Raw genomic sequence first — 19,953 nt, forward strand, 5'->3', positions numbered from 1 at the left:
ATTACCAGATGTCCATTTTGAAGGTACCAGAATTGTTGAACTGTCTAAAACAGGGGGTTCTACTTTTAGAAACTGTCCTTGACAAGGGGTACGGTTTATTCCGGGTTTTGCGAACCTTTCTCTCCACTATCCACTATCCACTCTTTCTCCCTGTCCGTACGCCCTGTCAGCCATCCCGTAAACGCCTCGTGCAAAATGGCGGACCGACGGGCTTCCTGGGCGCTTAGCACCTGCTGGAGCTTTTCTCGGGCAGCATCCAGTTTGGCGAACAGGCTCTCGATGCGAGCCACGATCCGCTGCTGCTCCGGAAGAGGAGGAAGGGGAAATAAAAGATTACCAATTGTGTCGGGTTTTAATTCTTTCTGATTGGTAGAACCACTCCCTTGTTGTTCCAAGTAATTTTTTAGTGAAAGTAAATAGTAATTCATATAAAACGGATTTAAATGGTGTTTTGCTCTCACAATCGTAACATGTGTATCTGGAACTACTTTAAGCTGAGTATTATTATCAGCTTCTTTATAAAGCCCTACCCTTCCTAACGTTCCTGTACCTGTAGAATTGATTACTGTATCTAAATCAATCAGGTATTCTTCGGGAGCATATTTAGAAATATTATCGGGATTTAAGTATTGAGCCTTATCCAAATTAATGGTGCCATCTTTTTGGTTACATTTTTGGGCAAAAACAAGGACTTCACTTTTCTCTACATATTTGGGAGTCCGTCCACGTTTAATACGTGTTGTAATTTCCTTTACTCTCGTCCACACCCATCCCTTTGGCAGCTCGTACGGCTGCTGCTCTTTGGGTACCAGGGCCTGGGCCAGTTTTTCTTCCGGGGTGAGAGACTGTTTCTTTTTGGCCATCAGGCATCCTCCCCTTTCTGGCAGGCTTCCAGCTCGCAGATCACCTGCTGGAGCAGGCTGGTGGCTTCCTCCAGATTCTGGGCGGCTTCTTTAGCACTTGCGATGGGATCGGGCAGGTCCTGGTAATCCAGCACGCTGTCATCCTTGATGAGACCCAGATCCAGGCTGTTCCCCTTCTGGGCGATCTCTTCCCGGGTGAAGCACTGCCACCGGTTATCTTTTACGGCAGAACGGTCGGGGGCCTCATAGGCGGCTTCGAAGCCGGTGAAGTTCTCTTTGGCCAGGGGATGGGTCTTGCCGAAGGAGGGCATGTTGGTGCGCAGGTCGTAGTACCAGACCTCTCTGGTATTCTCCTTGTCGCTCTGGCCCCGGGTGAAGAACAGTACATTGGTCTTCACGCCCTGGGCGTAGAAGATACCGGTGGGCAGGCGCAGGATGGTATGGAGGTTGCACTTGTCCATCAAATCCACCCGGATCTTTTCCCCGTCGCCGTCGGCAAACAGCACGTTGTCGGGCAGAACCACGGCCGCCCGGCCGCCCCGTTTCAGACTGCGGTAAATATGCTGCAGGAAGTTCAGCTGTTTGTTGCTGGTGGGGAAAGTCAGGTCTTCACGGGTGGCCCGTTCTCCGCCTTTTTTCGTGCCGAAGGGAGGGTTCGTCAGCACCAGGTCGTAGTCCCTGAAGCTTTCCCCCAGACTGGAGAGGGTATCGCCCAGCGTGATGGTACCGTTCATGTCGTGAAGCATGGCGTTCATCAGGGCCAGCCGGTGGGTGTCGTGGACCAGCTCGCAGCCGGTGAAGGCATCCCCCGCTTCAAAATCGGCCGTATCCTGATCCAGGCTGAAGAAATCGTCCGTATGCTGCCGCACGTACTCATGGGCCGCAATCATAAACCCGAAAGTGCCGCAGGCAGGGTCGTTACACCTTTCCCCAGGCTGGGGCTTCATGAGCCGCACCATGACGTCGATAAGTACCCGGGGTGTAAAATACTGACCGGCGCCGGATTTCTTTTCGCTGGCGTTCTTTTCCAGCAGGCCTTCGTACAGATTCCCCAGACCTTCTTCCCTGGCGGAGAACCAGTCCAATTCGTCGATGGTCTGGACGATCTTTTCCAGGTTTTTGGGTTCGTCGATCTTGGTCTGGGCCCCTTCGTAGATTTCCCGGATACGGCCGGTGCCGTTCTTTCCCAGTTCGGTGAGCAGCTGCTGGTAGTATTCTTTCAATTCCAGGCCGCTTTTCCGGGCTAGTTCGTCCCAGCGGTAGGCTTCAGGAATATGGGCTTCGGCACCTGTTTCCTTGGCCATCTTCAGAAACAGGATATAGGTCAGCTCAGTTACGTATTCGTGATAGGTGATGCCATCATCCCGCAGTACATTGCAGAGATTCCACAGCTTTTGTACGATTTCCTGGGTATTCACGCCAGATTCCCTCCATTGGTATCGTCATATAAATAATCATTCAGTTCGTCCAGGATGGCCTCCAGCTGGTTGCCAAAGGCTTTGTTGATCTGGTTGAAGCCGCCGACTTTTTTAAACCGACTGTCTTCGTCCAGGCTTTCCCGATTAAAGATTTCTTCGTTCTGCAGTACGTCTTCGAACCGCTTCAGCCAGTTTTCTTCCGTCCTGGTAAAGGTATGGTTCCTCCGCAGCTTTGTCATGGCCCGGCGAACCCGTTCCCCGTGGCTTATCAGGGGCGAACCCAGGGCGGCTTGCCGGATCAGGCTGATGATGTCGGCGGCCATGTCCTGGCTGGTGACTTCTTTCAGGGCCGTATTCAGCTTCTTTTCCGTGAATCCTTCCAAATCCAGTTCAGCCACCAGTTTCTTCAGATCGCTACGCTTCAAATCCCGGGGTTTGGTACACAGGATGTGCAGGGCTGCAATCTGGTTCTCGTTGCTGCGGATGAAATCGGTGAACTCATCCAGATAATCCTGGGGCCGTTTGGTGGTATTGCCTTTACCATAGCCCCGGGTGATTTCCACGATCTTATCCTGGTCATCAGCGATATACAGGGGCTTAGGGTCGACGATGTCATAGCTGTGGCTGTCCAGTCTGGTCAGCGCCTTTTCCTTGCTCAAAAGGGCCTGTTTGACCTGTTCCATGGGCAGCTGCCGCAGCTGATGCACATAGCCCTTTACATCCTTCGTACCCAGGGACAGCAGCAGATTCTTCTGGGCATCGGGCTGCAGCCGGGGCCATTTGCGCTGGAGTTTTACCACAATCTGGTCTATCTGCTCCTTGATACCGGTTTCGCCTGTGACGGTCTTCAGCCCGGTGAACAGGTCTTTGAACGTGGTGGTGACGCTGGTGGCCACGGGCTTCATGTCAGTCACTTTGGCCATTCGGGCGAATTCGCCCACGGCATCGTAGATGTCGAACTTGGCCTTGTGGATGGGGTCGCAGCGGCGGGTGGCCCGGCCCAGCATCTGTTCGAACAGGATGCGGGATTTCACCCGGCGCAGGAACACCAGGCTGGTGATGGACGGTACGACCACGCCGGTGGTCAGAAGGTCTACGGTAACCACCACGGACGGGTAATCCTCGTTCTTGAACCGCTTGATGGCATCGCTGATCTTCTTCCGGTCTCCCCCATAGGAAGCCCCGGTGATCTTTACAATGGCATCGGCAGGCACGCCCATCTGGCTGTAGATTTCCTTCAGCAGCTGTACCACCAGGTCGGCATGGCGGTCCGTGGCCGCGAAGATCAGGGTCTTGCCGCTGAGCTGGGGACTGGCAGGGTCGATCCGGCCGGCGATTTCGGTCAGTACGGCCCGGTTGAAGCCCTCGGTGATGACATTTCTGTTGAAATCTTCCACGTCGAAATCCACGTCATCGGTCAGAGTGGTGGTATCCACACTGCCCGGATTGTCGGGCTGCAGCATTTTTACCTGGCGCCCCTTCTTCAGATGGATGCCATTTCTGGTCAGTTCCGTTTCAATCTGGATGGGAGCGTCGTGGTCGATGAGATAGCCGTCGAGCACGGCTTCCCGGTAGGTATACTGGTAGACGGGCTTGCCGAAGATTTCCGTGGTCTGCAGGGCCGGGGTGGCCGTCAGGCCGATTTTCACGCCGTCGAAGTAATCCAGCACCCGGCGGTACTGACTTTGATAGGCGGCCTCGTCCCGATATACCAACTCGTTCTGGCTCATTTCCTTATCCAGCAGGTAGCCCCGATGGGCTTCGTCCACAATCACCAGGTCGAAGGCAGAAACGGAAGGCACGGCTTCATCAGTGCGGCCGAACAGCCGGCGGATCATGCTCTGGACCGTGGCAATCTGCACTTTGGTCTCCGGAGCCAGGGTGGTGTCGGTGAGCCTGTTCACGTTATAGATCTGGTTCAGGGTCTTCAAGTCCTCCAGTTTCACTTCCGTGAATTTGTCATAGGCCTGCTCGCCCAGGGTATTCCGATCCACCAAGTACAGGATCCGGCGGAAACGGCCGCTTTTCAGGAACCGGTAAATCAGAGCTAGGATGACCCGGGTCTTGCCCGTACCGGTGGCCATGGCCAGCAGGATCCGTTTCTTCCCCTGCTGTACGGCCTGTTCCGCTTTTTTCACAGCGGTGATCTGATAGGGATACAGGTGGAGACCATTGGGATCTTTCAGCAGATCATCACCCAGGGCTTCCAGGGCCCGGTTTTCTTTGGGGATATCCTGTTCCAGCAGGGTGCGGAGACCGACGGGGCTCATCCAGCCCAGCAGGGCTTTGGGCGCATTGTCCGGGTGGCGCACATCGCGGAACCAGATACCGCTTTCAATTTCGCACTGGCGCAGATAAGGGCGGCCGTTGGTGGCAAACAGGAAAGGCACCTGGTAGTCGCCCCATTTGCCCAGGAGATAGGGCTGGTCCTGGGGACGGATATGAGTGGCGTATTCCCGGCACTGGTCGTCCAGCACGCTGCTGACATTCTTGAACCGTTTCTTCGCTTCGATGATGCCCACCAGCTGCTTGCCGATGAACAGGGCGTAATCAGCCCGATGGGCCTTGCGGGCGCTGGTTTCGGTGGGGTCCGTGGCTTCCGTGGGCCATTCAGCGATGGCTCGATACGTATTGCGGGCGGGACGGGTGCCTTTGGCATAGGTCAAGGTCTGGGAATTCACCTCCCATCCCACCTGGCGCAGCTGGGCGTCAATGAGATAGCGGGTTTCCGCTTCACTGATATCCCGATGGTACGCCACGTTGGCATTTTGGGCGATTCGCTGCTTTTTGGGCACCTTGGGGGCTTTCTGGGCCGTCTGGGCGGCGGCCCGGGCCAGGGATTTTTCTTTTTGAGTCAGGGAGGGTTTGGCGGGTGCAGGTGCTGAGGCTGGTGCTGCGGCCTGAGAGACAGGGGCGGGTGCAGGTGCTTTTTCGGGCAACACAAAAGACCTATGGGTATAACGGTAATCCCCATAGGTCGCCATGAACCATTCACAGATACCATAGGCCACCTGCAGACACAGGCTGGCATCCCGCTCAGAGGCATAGTTGTCGTGCACGGCCTTGTTCCCTATCCGGCGCAGCACTGTCAGGCTGTCGGCCACCGTACGGGGCAGATAGTCCTCGGTCTCCAGGTAGCGGATGCGCTGGACCTGGGAGTGATCTGTGGGGTCGGGTTCCTTGTCGTATTGGAACATGAGCTCCACCACTTTTTCTCCCAGAAACCGCAGCTTGAACAGGCAAGCATTGGGATCGGTATAAAGATATTGCTCTCCTTTTGCGCCCAGTTCGGCCAGCAAAGGAAATTTGTCACATAAAAAAGAAAAGTTGCTCATGCCAGTGTCTCTCCTCTGTCAAAAGCTTATAGTATGAATATTATAGCATATTTTGGAAAAAGGTGGAGAGACAGAGCTGGGGCTATTCATCTTCATCATCGTCAGAACGAATTTCGGCTTCGTACATGCCTACCTTTTTTAAAACCTCTATCACATCATAGACAGAACGTCCTTCTGCGTCTTCATAACGCTCTGCCACCCCTGGATTCCTATCATTAAAGAAGTCATCAGCAAACTCCAATTCCTTTTTCTCAGGGATACCTGCCAGGACGAAGATATTCTTAAAATTGCATGTATCATTATGATTGTACAGAATCATTTCGTTGTATTTGTATTTTCCAATTTCAGAATCCTTGGTGCCAAAGCCAAAAGCGGCCAGCCCGTCATTGATTAAGAGTTCATTGAACACTTTCAACAGTCCAAGACAGGTTTCAACACTAATGTGATCCAAATAATAAACTTTGCGATGTGTTGATTTTATTATAGCTGGTTCTGTTTCAGTTGCAGGCTTGACAATCTTCTCTTCATCAAGAGTCGCAGGAACTTCCATAAAAAAGAATAAATCAGCATCTTGATTGACTGCCAGGTAATTCTCCAGCACGCTTTGAATGTGTTCTGCACTGACCTGCGCATCGATTCTGCCATTATCTACGATAAAACCTTCCCACATCAAGTCCATAACATCTTTTGGATGCAAAAAATGATTTCCCTTGACGAACGTGAAATTCCCCATATAGGATACCTCCCATTGATTGAAATCGCCAGTCTCTATTTTAGCTGATTTCATTATAACAAAACAGGTGGGTAAAAATACGGATAGATTAAAAATCCGGGACCGGTGCGGGCTGCTCACCAATCAGCCCCTACTTTGGTCGCACAGGAATGCAGGTTCGTGCAGAAGATCGTGATGGAATATGGTACAATGGTAGAAAATCGTATTGGGTTCGGAGGTCTTTTCTATGATTCGAGAAATTATGCGTGATCCGTTCTTTCTGCAGCAGAAATCTTTGCCCGCTTCTCCCCTGGACAAACCAGTGGCCATCGACCTGCTGGATACCCTGAAGGCCCATCGGGCGGAATGTGTGGGTATGGCGGCCAACATGATCGGGGTGGCCAAATGCGTCATCGTGGTGAACCTGGGGCTTATGGATATGGTGCTGTTCAATCCGAAGATCGTCAAACAGAAAGGCGCTTATGAAACCAGCGAAGGGTGCCTGTCCCTGCCCGGGGAGCGGAAAACGGTGCGGTACAGAGAAATCGAAGTGGAATTCCAGGACATGGAATTCCAGAAACAGACGCTGAAATTCACCGGCTTCCCGGCCCAGATTATCCAGCACGAGGTGGATCATCTGGCGGGAAGGCTGATTTAAAGAAATGGAGCTGTGAAGGCATCATTCACAGCAATGTAGGAGGGCTTGCGATGGAAAATGGGATCCTGGGACAGAAATGGTACCTGTATGCCACGGAGTTCTTTGCCGGTATGGCACTGATGGCCGTGGAAATCGGGGCGCAGCGGCTGATTGCCCCCTATTTTTCTTCTTCCCAGATTGTCTGGACGATCATCATCGGCACCATCATGATTGCCATGGCGCTGGGCAATGTGTACGGCGGGCGGACGGCGGACCGGGACCCCAAACCGGAGCATCTGTACCGGCGGATCTTCCTTGCGTCCCTGTGGCTGGCGCTCATCCCCGTGGTGGGCAAATACCTTATCGTGGGGATTTCCGGCCTTCTGATCCTGGCCATCGACACCCATTTTCTGGTAGTGGCGGCACTGGCGGCCTGCCTGGTGCTGTTTGTGTATCCCCTCTTTCTTCTGGGCACCGTGACGCCCAGCCTGGCCCGGTACTGCGTGACCCGGCAGGAGGAAACGGGGAATATCGTAGGCCGGCTGGGGGCTATGAACACCATCGGCAGCATTATCGGCACGTTTCTCCCCACCTTCGTCACCATCCCTGCCGTGGGGACAAATCTGACGTTCCTGCTGTTTGCGGGTATCCTGCTGGCCCTTTCCCTGCTCTATTTCTTCCGGGAGGGCGGCCACCGGAAAAAGGTCCTGCTGGGGCTTGTGGTCTTCGGGTTGGCCTGCCTGCTGGGGCACCGGACGTCTTTTGCGTTCTGGGAGAAACCGGAAAAAATCCTGTACGAAGGCGAATCGGTCTACAATTATCTGCAGGTGCGGGACGAGCCGGACAGCGTGATTCTTTCCACCAACGTGCTGTTCGGGGTCCAGTCCATGAAGCTGAAACAGGAAGGGCTGACAGGCATGTACTACGATGTGGCGCTGGCCGCCCCGGCCATGGCAGCGGTGGACCAGAAAAAGGACCCCAGCCTGCTGATCCTGGGGATGGGCACCGGCACCTATGCCCACCAGTGCGCCCGATATTATCCGAACCTGGGTCTTGCAGGCGTGGAAATCGACCCGAAGATCACGGCCCTGGCCCGGCAATATTTCGACCTGCCGGCTTCCATGCACGTGACAACCTATGACGGGCGGGCCTACCTGGATCGGGACAACCAGCAGTATGATGTGATATTGGTGGATGCGTACCAGGATATCACCATCCCCTTCCAGATGTCGTCAGTAGAATTCTTTCGGAGCGTCAAAGCGCATCTGAAACCGGGCGGCGTCATGGTGCTGAACATGAATCTGAAGGGCAATGCACCGGGCAGCATCAATGACTATCTGGGGGATACGGTGGCAGCGGTGTTCCCCGCTGTTTATACGGCTGACGTGCCTCAGGCCACCAACCGGGAACTGTTTGCCGGGGAGAGTACAGGTATGGTGCGGCAGCTGGACCGGGCTGCCGAAAAGGAAAAGAACCCGGAGCTGCAGCAGCTGCTGCAGAGCGTAAAAAATACCCTGCGTCCCTATCACAGTGACGGCAGGGTATTGACGGACGACCGGGCTCCGGTGGAATTTTTGGGCATGCAGACGTTGGATGGCCTCATCCGGGAAGAAGTGGGGACATACCGCAGGACGCTGCGAAAAAAAGGCATCAGGGGACTGCTGGAAGAATAAAAAATAAGGGGATGAAGGCCGTATCCTTAGGGGAGGGAAATCAATGCTCGTGTCCGCTCCCCATCCTGGCTTTTTCCAGCTTCAGGATTTTGGTCAGCTCGGCGTTTTCGTCGTTGTCAATGGCACCGTAGTTCGTATGGGTCCCTTCCCCGTCCCGGCTGCACAGCCTGTAGTCCATAGCTGCGGCGTCGTATTCCACGGTGTAATATCTGGGGTCTTCCCCCTTGAGTCCGTGGACCAGGTAGGCCCGGGAGCACAGGGTATCCATATCCCAGCCTTCGTGGAAGGGAAAGTGCATGCGCAGCACGTAGCACTGGGGCGCACCGGTGTGTTCATTGCGGATTTCCACGCCTTCGGCCGTGAAATCTGTTTCAGTATAGGTGGAGCCCTCCCCTTCCCCGGCTTCTTTCAGGTTGTTCAGCACGCTGACGCAAAAGGAACCGAAGGCGTTCCCCAGCAGGAACGGGCTGATCTGGGGCCCTTCCGGGCCGGGATAGACGATGGAGGGCAGGAACTGATGTTCCAGGAAGTATAAGGGGTTCATGGAGTTTACTCCTTTCTTGCGGCCAGGGTGTTCAGGATCATGGCTGCTACAATACAGGCGGCGCCGATGAGCAGGCTGGGAGTCATTTTCTCCCCCAGGATGATCACGCCTAAAATCATAGAGGTCAGGGGCTGCAGAGGGTAGAACGAGGCACAGTAGGTGGCGGGCAGTTTCTGCAGCAGTTCGTTCCACAACAGATGAGCCAGGGCCGTGCACACCAGGCAGGTGTACAGGAGCGGTGCCCAGATGCTGCTGTCAAAGCGCACCATGGCGCCGGTGAAATGAATGAATACCCAGGCGGAAGGCAGGGACAGCACGGCGGCAATGGCCATGCCGTAGCCGGTTACCAGCAGCGGGTCATATTTGGCTGTAAGCTTCTTCAGATGGATGGTGGCATAGGCCCAGGAAAACAGAGCAAAGACGCAGATCATCATACCGGCGGTAGTCACTTCCGCTGTAGGCTTACCGATGATGATGCCGGCCCCCAGCACAGCTATGACAAGGGACAGAGCCTGGAGCTTTGTCACCTTTTCGCCCAGGAGCGTGATGGCCAGGCCGGAAATCACCACGGGCGTCAGAGAATTGATCAGAGACGCAAAAGAAGCGCTGGAATACTGGATGCCCAGGAACAGGGCGGCGTTGGAAAGGAAGTACCCCACCACGCCTGCAAAGAACAGTTCGCCCCAGTCTTTGCGGGCGATGGCGATGTGGCCGTGGAGGGTATGGTATCCCACTCCCAGCAGGATTACAGAAGAAAGGACGTAGCGGATGAACAGCACCAGAAGGGCCGGGATCTGCTGCAGGACCAGACGGCCGGAGATGTACAGACTGCCCCAGATGACAATGACCAGGGTGCAAAGCAATGGACTTTGCCAGGATTTTTGCATAGATAACGCCTCGATTGCAATAATAATGAAGGCTGCCGCAACGCGACAGCCTCTTTTTTCAGTCTTCTACGGAGACCAGTTCGATCTTGAAGTTCAGTTCTTTGCCGGCCATTTCGTGGTTGGCATCGAAGGTAATGGTGGTGTCGGTCTTTGCAGTCACCCGCACCGGGATCTGGTGGCCGTCCGGGGTACTCAGGCCTACCCGCTGACCTACTTCCAGGCCTTCAGAACCGGGCATCTTGGCAAATTCGATGGTCAGGATGTTCTGGGGGTTGGGCATACCATAGGCCTCTTCGGGCATCAGGTGGATGTTCTTTACTTCGCCCACTTCCATGTCACGGACGGCGTCATCGAAGCCTTTGATCATCATGCCGGCACCTACTACAAATTCCAGGGGTTCGCCCCGGTCGTAGGAGGAGTCGAATTTGGTTCCGTCATTCAGGGTACCTTCGTAATGGACTTTCACTTTTTTGTTTTCGTTGCTCATGAATATGCTCCATTCTGTTGATTTTTTTCAAGAAATATCGATATGGTTCTTATTGTACAGGATAGCAGCGAGAAAGTAAACCTATACCGTTGCCAGCCGCCCGGCTTCCTGGATGACCTTTGCAAATGCCGGAGGAACTTCCTGACGCTCCAGGCTCTGGCCGATCAGACGACCTAAGATCACACCCTTGTTGCTGTACAGCCAGGCGAAATACGGTACCCACAGAGGCGCTCCGTTATGGGTTCTGGCCTTATACAGGGGGCCCGGCGGGAAATCTTGGGGATTGAGCTGCAGTTTGTGGCAGGCCTTCTTCACCATGTCCGCACTGGTACGCCCGGTGGTACCGCAGGCACTGTCGATGATTTTGTCCAGTACCTGCCGTTTCCCTTTCTGGAGCATAGTCTGGGCCAAATCCTGCTCGAAACAGATGCCCTGGGTGAAGTATACTCCCTTTTCTTTGGCATGGGCTTCCTTCACATCAGCATCGTACAGCGCCACTACCGGCAGCCGGAAGTATTCCAGCAGTTTCTTGATCTTGGCGATAGAACTTTCGCCTCGGGCGTTGATGAGACAGATGCCATAGTAATCGAATGGCACTCCCACGGCCTGGCCGAACAACTGGAAGCAGCCGAATTCTGTTTCTCCTTCTACCAGAATCACGCTGCGGGCATACAGGGCTTCCTTCACTTCCGGAAAGTGCATGATCAGGTGCTTTTCGATTTCCCGTTTTACATGGAAGCTGGAACCGCAGGCCGCCCGGACCTGACCTTTTGTATCCCGATACAGCCGGACGATGTTCCGATAATCATCGATCAGAGAATCAGTGGAATGGGTCACTACGAACAGCTGGCCCCGGAGTCCGTCCAGTCCAAACAGATCCTTCAGCAGGGCACAAAACTGGGCGTCTTCGTTGCGCAGCAGCTGCTGGTAGTATTCCAGGATAGACCGCTGCATGTAAGGATGCAGATGGATCTCCGGCTCATCGATGGAGATAATGAGGGGCAGATAACGCCGGCCGTCCTCATCTACGGTGATATTATGCTCCAGAGGGACTGCCAGACTGTGGGCCATCTGATAAATCTGGGTGATCACCCGCAGAGCCGCCAGAGAAATGAACTTCAGGTTGTCGGCCCGGTGCCGGTTGTTGCGGCACAGGATCCGGGACAGGTAGAAGATGCACTCATAATAGGAAGAATCAAAACTGCCTACGTTCACTTCATGCTGGATGTAGCGCCGTTCCTCCTGGGGAATGGCTCCGCAGTGGCTGGCTGCCCATTGAGCCAGCCAGCGTTCCAGGGCCCGGTACACCTGGGGCCGCACTTTCCCTTCTTCCTGGCTCAAGGCTGAGTAGCTTACGTACCGCAGCCGCCGGATGGTTTCCAGGGGCAATCCTTCCCCGGTGTCCAGGTCGTACAGCCGGGGCACAATGTCTGATACCTGCATTTCCAGACGCACCCGGATGGCCTGGCGGTGATCATCGGGAGTATCGGCGAAATATTCTTCTTTTCCTTCCAGCAGCTGCACCTCCAGGTCGATGCGGATGGGTTGCCGGGGATCATCGTATTCGATTTCCTCCACATTCCTGGCCCGGGTCAGATAGGACACCAGCCGCAGGAAGCTGCTCTTGCCGATGTCGTTCTCTCCTACCAGGTAGTTGGCCAGAGGATGGAAGGTCATGGAAAGATCTTTGAAATTGCGGTAATTCTGGATGCGCATCTTGGTGATATACATGGGTTACCTCCTGCAGGATTTTTCATTCCACTTGCTACCTTTTTATCTCTCGTCTTTCTCCGGGATACTCTGCAGGAACTTCCTGATCAATGCCGCTGCCAGCAGGAAACCACAGATGTCGGAGACGCTCTGGCACCATACCAGGCCTTCCAGCCCCCAGATCTTCGGCAATACCAGCAGTGCAGGCACCAGGAACAACCCGCTGCGCCCGGCGGCTACCAGCATGGCTCCCATGGTCCGGCGGGAAGTCTGCAGGCACATGTTGGTCAGGATGATCAGCGGCACCAGGATAAAGGTGTAAGCCTGGCAGCGCAGGGTCTGGGTCCCGATGGCAATGACCAGGGGATCATCCCGGAACTGCTCCAGGATCGGTGTGGCGAATACAATGGCCACCAGCGCGGCCCCCAGGGAGAACACCGTACCCACCTTTACGGCAAACCAGAATCCTTCCCGCAGTCGGCCGTATTTCCGGGCCCCGTAACTGAATCCGCACACGGGCTGGAACCCCTGTCCGAAGCCGATGATCACGGACGCTGCAAAAAAGCTGAGCCGGGTGACGATGCTCATGGCCGCAATGGCCGCATCGCCGAATACCCCGGCGGACACATTTAGAAAAATAGTGGAAAGGCTCTGGGTACCCTGCCGCACCAGGGATGGCGCCCCTCCGGCCACGATTTCCTTCCAGATGGCCCAGGAAGGATGCACATTGCGCAGCCGGATGGGGATATTCCCTCCCTGCCTCGTCATGACAAACAGGATGCAGAAGCTGACCCCCTGGCTTAAAATGGTAGCGAGCGCTGCTCCGGCTACGCCCATATGGAATTTGAAAATGAACAGAGGGTCCAGAAACACGTTCAGGAATCCCCCGATGGTAATGCCCACCATGCTGAAAGCGGCGCTGCCCTGGAACCGCAGGTGGTTGTTCAGCACCAGACTGGTCATCATCCAGGGGGCTCCCATGAGGACGATTCCCATATATTGGATGGCATAAGGCAGGATGGTGGGCGTGGAACCGATCAGCGTAGCCAGCTGGGAGGCAAACAGGTTCCCCAGGAAAGCAATCAGGACCCCGCAGACAAAGGCATAGAAAAATGCCGTGGAAGCCATCACTTCCGCCTCCTGGCGCTTTTTGGCACCCAGGAGACGGCTCATGCAGTTACCGGAGCCAATGCCAAAGAAAAAGGCGATGGCATGGAGGATGGCCATGGTAGCAAAGGTCACCCCCACTGCTGCTGTAGAGGAGGTATCGATTTTGCTGACAAAGTAGGTGTCTGCCATATTATAGAAACTGGTGCACAGCATGCTGATGATGGAAGGCAGGGCCAGGGAAGCAATCAGAGGCTTCACCGGGCTTTCCAGCATTTTCTTGTATTTTTGTTGTTCTTTGGTTGTTTCGTCCATCAGTGTATCCCACCATTCTGTCCGCCCAATCAGGCAGGACAAAGAGTTTTGATATTTATTATATCATAAATCAAAACCCATCGATGCTTGATTCCACTACTTTAAATTCTCTGTAGGCGAATATTCCGAAATATGTTACAATAAGATTGCAGAGTTTTTACACATTTTTGACGTATTTTTTACGAAGGAGGAAGATTGGTATGAAATTGAAGAAATGGCTGGCAGCTTCGGCTCTGTGTGCTTTGACGGCAGCGGTGGCTGCCTGCGGGGGTAAGACAGCACAGAAAAACCAGGGGGAATGGAAACCGACCAAGGATATCAAGGTGATTGTGGCTTATAAGGCCGGGTCCGGTACGGATACCGGGGCTCGGGTCCTGTGCAAGGATGCGGAAAAATTCATAGGCAAGACCCTGGTCATTGAAAACAAACCAGGCGCTGACGGTAAGATCGGCTGGAAAGAACTGTCCAAAGCCAAACCGGATGGCTACACCATCGGTTTCATCAACCTGCCCACCTACACGACCCTGGCTCTGGGCAAGGATGCTCCCTTTGACGACAAGAGCATCGTTCCCATCTGCAACCACCTGAAGGAAACCGGCGTGGTCGTCGTACGGAAAGACAGCAAATTCAACAGCCTGAAAGAACTGGTGGAATACGCCCAAGCCCATCCCGGCGAACTGAAGTCTTCCACCAACGGCGTGCAGGCTTCCAACCATACGGCTGCCCAGCTGCTGGCAAAGACTGCCAAATTCGAATACAATGCAGTGCCCTATGGCGGTACAGCTGACCAGCTGCTGGCTCTGCGCCAGGGCGAAGTGGACTTCTCCTGCGCCAAACTGGGTGATGTGGAACCCCTGATCCGTGGCAACAACGCCGCCCTGAAGCTGCTGGGCGTGTTCAGCGAAAAACGGCTGGATGACTATAAGGATGTCCCCACTCTGGGTGAACTTGGCTACTACAACAAATGGTATGGTTCTGCCCGTGCTCTGGTCGCACCGAAAGGCACTCCGGAAAACATCATCAAATTCTATGAAAACGCTTTCAAAATGACCATGACCGATGAACAGACCATCCGGGATCACAAGAACGCCGGACTGGAACTGCATTACATGGACAGCAAGGAACTGGGCCAGCTGATCCAGGACCAGCTGAAGTTCTGTAAAGACGTAGTCAGCAAGCTGTATGCCAATGCATAAGTCAAGCAATTCGTAAATCATGACGGGGTGTGAATTGGATTTCACACCCCTGCTATTGAGGGGAAACAAAAATGAAAAAATCGGAACTCAGTGTTGTAATTTTTATGCTGGTGTTCTGTGCCTTCTTTTTTTATGAAACACTGCAACTCCCACCGGCGGCACAGAGCTATCCCAAATTCGTCATCGGCCTGCTGACCGTGCTGACACTGATGCAGCTGGTCAAGATGGTGGTAACCAGCCATGGCCACTATAAGGTAGTCAGCGACCTTTCGGAAGTCTGGAAGGACTTCCTGCCCCGGCAGTTCTTTACGTTCTTCCTGGGCTGCGTGGGTTTCTTCGTGCTCATGTACTTCGTTGGTTTCTATGTTTCTGCCATCATTTATCTGGTAGGCATGATGCACTATTTCCACATTGCAAAGAGATATATGGCCATTACCGTTGTGGTACTGATGGTCCTGATTTATATCGTATTCAGCGAATTCCTGGCCGTGCCGCTGCCGGACGGGCTGCTGCTGGAACAGATCATGTGAGAAGCGGAGGGATGGACAGATGGAAAATCAATATGCATTGATGGCCATGGGGTTCCTGAACGCACTCACACCCATGAATATCGTTATTATGATCGCCAGTGTGACCATGGGGATCGTCATCGGCTGTATGCCGGGACTTTCGGCGGCCATGGGTGTAGCGCTGCTGCTGCCCCTGACCTTTGGGATGGAACCTTCGGCCGGCCTGATCATGCTGGGCGGCATCTACTGCGGGGCTATTTTCGGCGGCTCCATTTCGGCAATCCTGATCCATACGCCGGGTACACCGGCTTCGGCGGCTACGGCCATCGACGGATACGCCATGACCCTGAAGGGAAAGGCCGGCAAAGCCCTGGCTACGGCCTGCATTTCCTCCTTCTGGGGCGGACTTTTGAGCTGTATCTCCCTGTATTTCTTCGCCCCGGCCCTGGCACGGCTGGCCATGGAATTCGGCAGTCCGGAATATTTCTGGCTGAGCCTGTTCGGGCTGACCATCATCGCAGGCATCAATACGGATTCCATGATTCTGGGACTCATGAGCGGAGCCTTTGGGCTGGTGCTCTCCACCATCGGCATGGATCCCATGCAGGGGGTGGAACGATTCATGTTCGGTCAGGATTCCCTGTATAATGGCATCAACATCACCTGTGCCCTAATCGGGCTGTTCTCCATGAGCCAGGCCTTTATCCTGGCGGAAAAGGCCATTGTGAAACGGGCCAGGGCTGCCAGCTTCAAGGACAGGATCATGCTGACCCTGAAAGAAATGAAGCAGATCACCCCTACTGTAATCCGCAGCTGGGTCATCGGCAACATCATCGGTATCCTGCCCGGAGCAGGGGCTTCCATCGCCTGCTTCCTGGGGTATAACGAAGCCAAACGGTTCTCCAAACATCCGGAGGAATTCGGAAAAGGCTCCATCGAAGGGATTGCCGGTTCGGAAGCCGCCAACAATGCGGTAACCGGTGGGTCATTGATTCCGACTCTGACCCTGGGTATCCCTGGCGAAAGCGTTACAGCCGTACTTATGGGCGGGCTGATCATCCACGGGCTGCAGCCCGGACCGGAGCTCTTTACAAAATACGCTCCTATGACGTATACTTTCTTTGGCGGTTTTGTAGTGATCCAGTTCTTCATGCTGGCTATCGGCCTTCTGGGCTGTCGGCTGTTTGCCAAGATCGCCCGGGTTTCTGATGCGATTTTGATTCCCAGCATCTTCGTGCTGTGCGTGGTAGGTTCCTTTGCCATCAACAACAGTGCTTTTGATGTGAAGGTCATGTTCGTATTCGGTATCATCGGATATCTTATGCGCAAATGCAACATGAACACCGCCGCGGTGGTGCTGGCCCTGATCCTGGGGCCTCTGGGCGAAAAAGGACTGCGCCGCAGCCTGAGCTTGTCGGGCGGCGATACCAGTATCCTGCTCTCCACCAATATCTGCAAGATTCTGCTGGCCCTGTGCCTGCTGAGCCTGCTCTCCCCCTTCGTGATGAAATTCTTCAAGAAGGAAAAGAAGGCAGATGAAGCGGTACTGACCGAAGAAAACAGGGAAATCGACGAAACTGAAAAGGATAAGGAAGAATAGGCATCTCACATCAAAAGGCCCCTTGCGATGGAAGATGCGCAAGGAGATAAGGAGATAACAGGGGCTGTCGCATATGCGGCAGCCCCTGTTTTTATGGAAATAGGAGGTTATGATATGAACGAACAAACCCGTGTAGCTCTTTTGGGAATCATTGTGGAAGATCCCGATTCGGTGGAGGAACTGAATGCCATATTGCATGATTTTGGGCCCTATGTAATCGGCCGGATGGGTATCCCCTACTCTCCCCGGAACATCCACATCATCAGCGTAGTAGTGGACGCACCCCAGGACATCATCAGCAATTTGTCCGGACGCATCGGCAAACTGAAGGGGGTATCAGCCAAAACCTCCTACGCCAAAGTGGATCCGGGCCATGAAAAATAAAATCCAGGCGATACTGCCTTTTCTGGTGGTGCTCCTGTTGTGGAAGGTAGTCACGGACCGGGGCCTGTGGAGCAGCTACATCCTCCCTCCCCCCTGCCGGGTATGGGAAACTGCGCTGCACATGGTCCGCAGCGGGGAACTGGCCAAACACATCGCTATCAGCCTGCGGCGCATCCTGTGGGGTTTTTCCTGGGCATTTGTGGCCAGCTGCGTTCTCAGCAGCCTGAATCTGTTGTTTCCCCATCTGCGGCGCTGCTACAGCGGTGTATTGGAAGTGTTCCGCCACGTGCCGCCACTGAGCCTGATTCCCCTGCTGATCCTGTGGTTCGGTATCGGGGAGCTTCCTAAGACCCTTATCATCGTGTTGGCTTCCTTCTTTCCCATGTACCTGAACATGGACGATGGATTCAGGCGGTGTGACAGGAAACTTCTGGAAGTAGGCCGGATGCTGGGATTTACTTCCTGGCAGATCCTGTGGCAGATCCGCCTGCCGGCCGCTCTGCCAGGCATCCTTACCGGACTCAGGGTGGGCATGGGCTACAGCCTGCGGGCCATCATCGGAGCAGAAATGATTGCTGCTGACAGCGGACTGGGGTATATGATTTTGGACGCCCAGGCCATGAGCCGCAGTGACAAAGTGATCATCGGCATCCTGGCTATCGGAGGCCTGGGACTGGTGCTGGACGGAGTATTTGCCCTGGTGGAGAGGAGGTTGCTGCGGTATGAGCAGAACTGAAATCAAATTCCATGAAATCAGTAAAAGATATGGATCCCGTATTGTCCTTCACAATTTGGACCTGACCCTGGATGCCGGAGAATGTACGGTAATCCTGGGAAAAAGCGGGTGTGGGAAAACGACCCTGCTGCGGCTGCTGGCTGGACTGGAAACCCCCACTTCCGGAACCCTGGAACGGCCAGCTGATTTGAAGCTGGGCATGATGTTCCAGGAGGCCCGTCTGTTCCCCTGGCTCACCTGCCGTGAGAACATTGCCCTGGGCCTGCCCAAAGGAGCGGATCCTAAGGAGGTGGACCACTGGCTGCAGCTGGTGCAGCTCACAGAAGCAGCGGGTCTGTATCCTCACCAGCTGTCCGGAGGTATGCAGCAGCGAGCTTCCCTGGCAAGGACATTGGCCATGCACAGCCAGCTGATTCTTATGGACGAGCCCTTTGCGGCGCTGGATTATTTTACCCGGGCCCAGCTGCAGCAGGAGTTGCGGAACATGCGGCAGAAGCTCCCGCTGGGCATTGTGCTGGTGACCCATAACGTGGATGAGGCGCTGATCCTGGGCGACCGTCTGCTGATCCTCCAGGAGGGCAGAATTGCCTCGGAGCAGCACCTGCGGCCGGAGCCAAGGGACCTGCTTTCTCCAGGCCTCATCAAAGCAAAACGCAGCCTGCTGGCTGCTTTGGCATAAAAAATCATCAACAAAAAGAAAGGAACTAACAGTATGACGATGAAGAAAAAATTGATGGCTTTCCTGGCGGTTGGAATCCTGACCATGGGCGCCCTGGCTGCCGGGTGCGGCAGCGACAACACGGCCTCCAAAACCGCTGCTTCCAAAATGGACAAAGTAAGCATCACCTATGTGCAGGCTCCCCTGAATGTACCTTCCATTGTAGAAAAAGCCAACCAGAGTTTTGAAAAAAAATTCAAGGAAAAGAATATCACCGCCAGCTACAGTACCATTACCTCCGGTGCTGATCAGACAGCTGCCCTAGCCAGCGGCGACATCCAGTTCCTGAACTGTGTGGGCGGCTCCTCCGTACTGCTGAGCGCTGCCAACGGCAACGACATCAAGATCATCAGTCTGTACTCCCAGGCTCCCAAAGCCTTCAAACTGTTCTCCAAAGACGGCAGCATCAGGAGTGCAGCTGATCTGAAGGGTAAGACCATTGCCGGGCCCAAGGGTACCATCCTTCACGAACTGTTGGTTGCCTACCTGCAGAAAGCAGGCCTTTCCATGGACGATGTGAAGTTCGTTTCCATGGGTCTACCTGCTGCCGCTTCCGCCATGGAAAACGGTTCTGCTGACTGCGCCCTGCTGGCCGGTCCTCTGGCTTACAATGCCGAAAAGAAGGGCATGCATGTAGTGACAACCGGCGAAGGACTGGTTTCCGGCCTGACCGTGACCGCTGTAAGCGGCAAGTTCTATAAGGAACACAGGGACTTAGTGGACACCTTCCTGGCCGTTCAGCAGGAAACCCTGGACTTCATGCAAAAGAATCCGGACAAGGCTCTGGAAATGACCGCCAAAGCCACCGAATTGAGCCCTGAAGCCGTGAAGGATATGTATCCGCTGTATGACTTCAGGATGAAAGTCACTCCGGAAGCCATCGAATCCCTGAAGAAGACCCAGGACTTTCTGACATCCTCCGGCATGATGGACAAAAAAGTGGATGTTGACACTTTGTTCGTAAAATGACCGGACAAAAAAATGGTTCTTTGTCAAATGTTGGGGCGAATTTCAAATCATCCACCATTCATGGACGTGAGCATTTTTGCTTACGTCCATCTTTAATTTAGTTTTACCTTAGACAACAGTAATATCCTTCCTCGAAATCGTTTAAAGTTCTTG

General features: G+C 54.2%; 18 protein-coding genes. 9 read left to right on the forward strand and 9 right to left on the reverse strand.

The genetic code is table 11. The features are described 5' to 3' along the window. Positions 1–95 precede the first annotated feature (95 nt). From ACR0QW_RS08350 to ACR0QW_RS08365, 4 genes are all read right to left on the reverse strand, one after another. Positions 96–863: a restriction endonuclease subunit S gene (locus ACR0QW_RS08350; RefSeq protein WP_432643237.1), complete on the reverse strand. Its 768-nt coding sequence runs from the start codon at positions 861–863 to the stop codon at positions 96–98. Further along, positions 863–2,281, reverse strand: a complete 1,419-nt coding sequence (locus ACR0QW_RS08355; RefSeq protein ID WP_432643238.1) for an N-6 DNA methylase — start codon at positions 2,279–2,281, stop codon at positions 863–865. The genes ACR0QW_RS08350 and ACR0QW_RS08355 overlap by 1 nt, the downstream gene beginning before the upstream one ends. After that, complete coding sequence (hsdR, locus tag ACR0QW_RS08360; RefSeq protein WP_432643239.1) at positions 2,278–5,616, reverse strand: type I restriction-modification system endonuclease; 3,339 nt, start codon at positions 5,614–5,616, stop codon at positions 2,278–2,280. Before hsdR ends, ACR0QW_RS08355 begins: the two co-directional genes overlap by 4 nt. Before the next feature lie 82 nt (positions 5,617–5,698). Then, on the reverse strand, positions 5,699–6,349 hold the full coding sequence (locus ACR0QW_RS08365) for a hypothetical protein (RefSeq protein ID WP_432643240.1): 651 nt from the start codon (positions 6,347–6,349) through the stop codon (positions 5,699–5,701). A gap of 226 nt (positions 6,350–6,575) precedes the next feature. On the opposite strand from ACR0QW_RS08365, the gene ACR0QW_RS08370 reads away from it, so the two are divergent. Next, positions 6,576–6,986, forward strand: coding sequence for a peptide deformylase (locus tag ACR0QW_RS08370; RefSeq protein ID WP_432643241.1), 411 nt, complete (start codon positions 6,576–6,578; stop codon positions 6,984–6,986). A gap of 50 nt (positions 6,987–7,036) precedes the next feature. Next, positions 7,037–8,638 (forward strand): spermidine synthase, encoded by a 1,602-nt coding sequence (locus tag ACR0QW_RS08375; protein ID WP_432643242.1) that lies wholly within the window; start codon positions 7,037–7,039, stop codon positions 8,636–8,638. A gap of 40 nt (positions 8,639–8,678) precedes the next feature. Here the strand turns inward: ACR0QW_RS08375 and ACR0QW_RS08380 are convergent, their stop codons facing one another. From ACR0QW_RS08380 to ACR0QW_RS08400, 5 genes are all read right to left on the reverse strand, one after another. After that, positions 8,679–9,182 (reverse strand): hypothetical protein, encoded by a 504-nt coding sequence (locus tag ACR0QW_RS08380; protein ID WP_432643243.1) that lies wholly within the window; start codon positions 9,180–9,182, stop codon positions 8,679–8,681. Between the two features lie 5 nt (positions 9,183–9,187). Next, positions 9,188–10,069 carry a DMT family transporter gene (locus tag ACR0QW_RS08385; RefSeq protein ID WP_432643244.1) on the reverse strand — a complete coding sequence of 294 codons (882 nt, stop codon included), beginning with the start codon at positions 10,067–10,069 and terminating at the stop codon, positions 9,188–9,190. Positions 10,070–10,127: 58 nt separating this feature from the next. Beyond that, on the reverse strand, positions 10,128–10,556 hold the full coding sequence (locus ACR0QW_RS08390) for an FKBP-type peptidyl-prolyl cis-trans isomerase (RefSeq protein WP_432643245.1): 429 nt from the start codon (positions 10,554–10,556) through the stop codon (positions 10,128–10,130). 81 nt (positions 10,557–10,637) lie between these two features. Next, a complete protein-coding gene (locus tag ACR0QW_RS08395; RefSeq protein ID WP_432643246.1) occupies positions 10,638–12,287 on the reverse strand; it encodes an ATP-dependent nuclease in 1,650 nt (549 codons plus the stop codon). A 42-nt stretch (positions 12,288–12,329) separates the two neighbouring features. After that, complete coding sequence (locus ACR0QW_RS08400) at positions 12,330–13,688, reverse strand: MATE family efflux transporter (protein WP_432643247.1); 1,359 nt, start codon at positions 13,686–13,688, stop codon at positions 12,330–12,332. A gap of 200 nt (positions 13,689–13,888) precedes the next feature. Between ACR0QW_RS08400 and ACR0QW_RS08405 the strand changes: the two genes are divergently transcribed. The 7 genes from ACR0QW_RS08405 (at position 13,889) to ACR0QW_RS08435 (ending at position 19,800) form a co-directional block, all read left to right on the forward strand. Then, positions 13,889–14,884 (forward strand): Bug family tripartite tricarboxylate transporter substrate binding protein, encoded by a 996-nt coding sequence (locus ACR0QW_RS08405; protein WP_432643248.1) that lies wholly within the window; start codon positions 13,889–13,891, stop codon positions 14,882–14,884. Positions 14,885–14,955: 71 nt separating this feature from the next. Beyond that, a complete protein-coding gene (locus tag ACR0QW_RS08410) occupies positions 14,956–15,414 on the forward strand; it encodes a tripartite tricarboxylate transporter TctB family protein (protein WP_432643249.1) in 459 nt (152 codons plus the stop codon). Positions 15,415–15,433: 19 nt separating this feature from the next. Further along, positions 15,434–16,993: a tripartite tricarboxylate transporter permease gene (locus ACR0QW_RS08415; RefSeq protein WP_432643250.1), complete on the forward strand. Its 1,560-nt coding sequence runs from the start codon at positions 15,434–15,436 to the stop codon at positions 16,991–16,993. Between the two features lie 114 nt (positions 16,994–17,107). Then, entirely contained in the window at positions 17,108–17,377 is a 270-nt protein-coding gene (locus tag ACR0QW_RS08420; protein WP_432643251.1) for a TM1266 family iron-only hydrogenase system putative regulator, read from the forward strand. Beyond that, complete coding sequence (locus ACR0QW_RS08425; protein WP_432643252.1) at positions 17,367–18,113, forward strand: ABC transporter permease; 747 nt, start codon at positions 17,367–17,369, stop codon at positions 18,111–18,113. The genes ACR0QW_RS08420 and ACR0QW_RS08425 overlap by 11 nt, the downstream gene beginning before the upstream one ends. Continuing rightward, positions 18,100–18,792 (forward strand): ABC transporter ATP-binding protein, encoded by a 693-nt coding sequence (locus ACR0QW_RS08430; RefSeq protein WP_432643253.1) that lies wholly within the window; start codon positions 18,100–18,102, stop codon positions 18,790–18,792. The genes ACR0QW_RS08425 and ACR0QW_RS08430 overlap by 14 nt, the downstream gene beginning before the upstream one ends. Positions 18,793–18,876: 84 nt before the next feature. Further along, a complete protein-coding gene (locus tag ACR0QW_RS08435; protein WP_432643254.1) occupies positions 18,877–19,800 on the forward strand; it encodes an ABC transporter substrate-binding protein in 924 nt (307 codons plus the stop codon). The last annotated feature ends 153 nt before the right edge of the window (positions 19,801–19,953 follow it).

This window comes from Acidaminococcus sp. (assembly GCF_050873445.1).
In the GTDB taxonomy this organism is placed as follows: Bacteria; Bacillota; Negativicutes; order Acidaminococcales; family Acidaminococcaceae; genus Acidaminococcus.

Excerpts from the sequence above, each read along its gene's own strand:
- ACR0QW_RS08350 (WP_432643237.1), bottom strand. The coding sequence starts at position 863 with ATGGCCAAAAAGAAACAGTCTCTCACCCCGGAAGAAAAACTGGCCCAG.
- hsdR (WP_432643239.1), bottom strand. The coding sequence starts at position 5,616 with ATGAGCAACTTTTCTTTTTTATGTGACAAATTTCCTTTGCTGGCCGAA.
- ACR0QW_RS08365 (WP_432643240.1), bottom strand. The coding sequence starts at position 6,349 with ATGGGGAATTTCACGTTCGTCAAGGGAAATCATTTTTTGCATCCAAAA.
- ACR0QW_RS08370 (WP_432643241.1), top strand. The coding sequence starts at position 6,576 with ATGATTCGAGAAATTATGCGTGATCCGTTCTTTCTGCAGCAGAAATCT.
- ACR0QW_RS08375 (WP_432643242.1), top strand. The coding sequence starts at position 7,037 with ATGGAAAATGGGATCCTGGGACAGAAATGGTACCTGTATGCCACGGAG.
- ACR0QW_RS08380 (WP_432643243.1), bottom strand. The coding sequence starts at position 9,182 with ATGAACCCCTTATACTTCCTGGAACATCAGTTCCTGCCCTCCATCGTC.
- ACR0QW_RS08385 (WP_432643244.1), bottom strand. The coding sequence starts at position 10,069 with ATGCAAAAATCCTGGCAAAGTCCATTGCTTTGCACCCTGGTCATTGTC.
- ACR0QW_RS08390 (WP_432643245.1), bottom strand. The coding sequence starts at position 10,556 with ATGAGCAACGAAAACAAAAAAGTGAAAGTCCATTACGAAGGTACCCTG.
- ACR0QW_RS08395 (WP_432643246.1), bottom strand. The coding sequence starts at position 12,287 with ATGTATATCACCAAGATGCGCATCCAGAATTACCGCAATTTCAAAGAT.
- ACR0QW_RS08400 (WP_432643247.1), bottom strand. The coding sequence starts at position 13,688 with ATGGACGAAACAACCAAAGAACAACAAAAATACAAGAAAATGCTGGAA.
- ACR0QW_RS08405 (WP_432643248.1), top strand. The coding sequence starts at position 13,889 with ATGAAATTGAAGAAATGGCTGGCAGCTTCGGCTCTGTGTGCTTTGACG.
- ACR0QW_RS08410 (WP_432643249.1), top strand. The coding sequence starts at position 14,956 with ATGAAAAAATCGGAACTCAGTGTTGTAATTTTTATGCTGGTGTTCTGT.
- ACR0QW_RS08415 (WP_432643250.1), top strand. The coding sequence starts at position 15,434 with ATGGAAAATCAATATGCATTGATGGCCATGGGGTTCCTGAACGCACTC.
- ACR0QW_RS08420 (WP_432643251.1), top strand. The coding sequence starts at position 17,108 with ATGAACGAACAAACCCGTGTAGCTCTTTTGGGAATCATTGTGGAAGAT.
- ACR0QW_RS08425 (WP_432643252.1), top strand. The coding sequence starts at position 17,367 with ATGAAAAATAAAATCCAGGCGATACTGCCTTTTCTGGTGGTGCTCCTG.
- ACR0QW_RS08430 (WP_432643253.1), top strand. The coding sequence starts at position 18,100 with ATGAGCAGAACTGAAATCAAATTCCATGAAATCAGTAAAAGATATGGA.
- ACR0QW_RS08435 (WP_432643254.1), top strand. The coding sequence starts at position 18,877 with ATGGGCGCCCTGGCTGCCGGGTGCGGCAGCGACAACACGGCCTCCAAA.